Here is a 2,275-nt window from a genome sequence, read left to right as displayed (position 1 = left end):
TGTTTCGTGTACCAATCAATCACTATTACAAGATAAACCCACCCAAATGACGGAACCATAAATTTAGTCATGTCTGTGCCCCAAAACTGATTTGGTCCGTCCGCTTGAGGCTTATCCCTTAAAGGCCGCTCCGGCTTAAATCTCTTCTGCCTTGCCAATAAACCTTCCTCTTTCATCAACCTCTTTATGCGCTTCTTACCTACATTGATTTTTTTGCGATGCTTCAGATATGCATGCACCCGCCGATATCCCCAAAACGGGTGTTGCCCGACTATCAACTTTATCTCTCCAACTAATCGCATATCAATCTCACCGCGCATTTTTGTTGTAGTAGTAATAATTGGAACACCGTTTTTATAGTACCAACTTGACCGGTGAACATCAAACGACTCACAGGCTACTTTTATCGGCCCCCCTGATTTTATCATCTCGCGAACCATATCTAACCTCTGCGCTACAGTGCATCCGGAAACGTTTTTTTTAAAATCTCGCATTGGACGGTTAACCGTCCAATGACTTTTTCGTACTCCGACACCCTTCGCACAAGCTCCATATTTGGTGATTCATTTTTTCCAGATAAACCGCGTTTGCCGCCTTCAAGAAATACATCTCTCCATTTGTAATAGAGCGAGTCGGAAATCCCGTGTTTGCGACACATCTCGGCTATTGAACCGGCGCTCTTGAGCCCCTCCAAAACCACAGCCAACTTCGTTTCCTCCGTGTGTTTGTTCTTTGGCATTTGTCACTCCTTTTTGACCGCTTCTCTCCACCATCCAACTGTCGCTGTCAACTGGGGTGCAGTATACTTCTTCGTCCAGCGCGCATCTGTATCTTTTTGACTCAACTTGTTTTTATTCTTTCCAAACTCTATGGGAATTGCGCCTTTTTTGATCGCTTCATTATCCTCATGTCTGTTTCTCTGTCGCGGCACATCTACAAAACTGGCATCGATTATTTTGCCTTCCTGTCCCACAAGACCAACTTCCAGTAAATGTTTTTCAAAACACTTAAATAACCTCTCCACTCCATCACCAAAACTCAAACTCTCTTTGAAATCCCAGATCGTGTTCTTGTCAGGAACAGTATCTGCCAGCGTGAAACCCAAAAACTTCTGGAACGTGAGTCGATCGTTGATCTGAAATTCCGTCTGCTCCTCCGATAAATTGTAATACCTCTGTAACACCAAAATCTTGAACATCATCACAACATCATAACGAGGCCGCCCTCCAGGCCCGGCTGCCTCCCTTTGAAGCAACTTCTCAATCTCCGAACGAAACATCTCCCAATGGACGCGTTCATCTAACTTCCACATCGGGGATGACTTCTCGCTCAACTTTGCCATGCGGTTATAATAGTCAAACAACCCGGGCTCTTGTCTTTCTATGGTTTTTGTCATGCCTTCTTGTATCATATTTTCACAAATTATCAAAATCGCACATGACCGCAAAGCCAGCATTATCAAGTATTGAAGGGATTTTATTTTATGCAAAATAAACCTCACGATTCGTCGCCCATAGATAAAAATACGCCAGTTATTCCGAATGAGGGTTATCCACAACACTTCGTTACGGGACACTTACGGTCCCGTAACGAAGTGCTGTGGATAACCCGCCGCATCTGCAACAGCGTGACCGTTCGATCGCTGGCCGAGGGTTTCATTTTGATGCACTGAAAGTGAGTTGCCCACAAAGTCATGTCCATCCGCCAGCTTGAGCTATCCTTGGGGCTCGCGGACGGACAAACATGACTCTATGGATAACTCACCAAGCAAGGTAACACCTCAAAATCCACATCATGTAATAAATCATCAAATCAACGACTTCCCTTATAAGCGCTTTTGACGTTAAACAATCTTCGCATGAGTCAGGTCGCCCGCAGACGACCCACTCAAATCACCACCAAATTACCAACATTCATTAGGCAGGTTTCCGGATGTGCCCTTAAGAATTCAAAATACCTGCAAGACTGCTCTGAAAATGATCGTGGCCAAGGCCCCCAAAAAGAACCATGTCACTCGCTTCTTCCAGAGGTTCGAATCCGGGACATAATAGATTCCGACGGGTCTGATTTTAGGCTGCATCCGGTCCGCCTTTCACTGGTGGAGTGGAAAACTCTATTTTCACAGTTGTGGGAGATATTTTTTGATCTGGACTAAATTCCCGCGTAATTTCCTTGGCAAGAACGGGAAGAATTTTCTCAAGCAAGGTCTCCAATTTGATGTTGAAGGCCTTGGCAATGGCCATGAGAGAGAGCGCACTGATTGTTTTGTATTTTC

General features: G+C 44.9%; 4 protein-coding genes. All 4 read right to left on the bottom strand.

The window, feature by feature from the left end; genetic code table 11:
* Window positions 1-440 (bottom strand): IS3 family transposase (locus HY877_09025; GenBank protein MBI5300413.1); only part of this gene is annotated, 440 nt, incomplete at its 3' end.
* Window positions 441-454: 14 nt separating this feature from the next.
* The gene (locus HY877_09020) at window positions 455-739 is read right to left on the bottom strand and encodes a transposase (protein MBI5300412.1); all 285 of its coding nucleotides are present in this window, start codon (window positions 737-739) and stop codon (window positions 455-457) included.
* 3 nt (window positions 740-742) lie between these two features.
* Complete coding sequence (locus tag HY877_09015) at window positions 743-1,489, bottom strand: transposase (GenBank protein MBI5300411.1); 747 nt, start codon at window positions 1,487-1,489, stop codon at window positions 743-745.
* Window positions 1,490-2,069: 580 nt separating this feature from the next.
* Window positions 2,070-2,275 (bottom strand): hypothetical protein (locus tag HY877_09010; protein MBI5300410.1); only part of this gene is annotated, 206 nt, incomplete at its 5' end.

The organism is Deltaproteobacteria bacterium (genome assembly GCA_016213065.1).
In the GTDB taxonomy this organism is placed as follows: Bacteria; UBA10199; UBA10199; order SPLOWO2-01-44-7; family SPLOWO2-01-44-7; genus JACRBV01.
This window is presented reverse-complemented; position numbering and strand designations above follow the sequence as displayed.

Excerpts from the sequence above, each read along its gene's own strand:
- HY877_09020 (MBI5300412.1), bottom strand. The coding sequence starts at position 739 with ATGCCAAAGAACAAACACACGGAGGAAACGAAGTTGGCTGTGGTTTTG.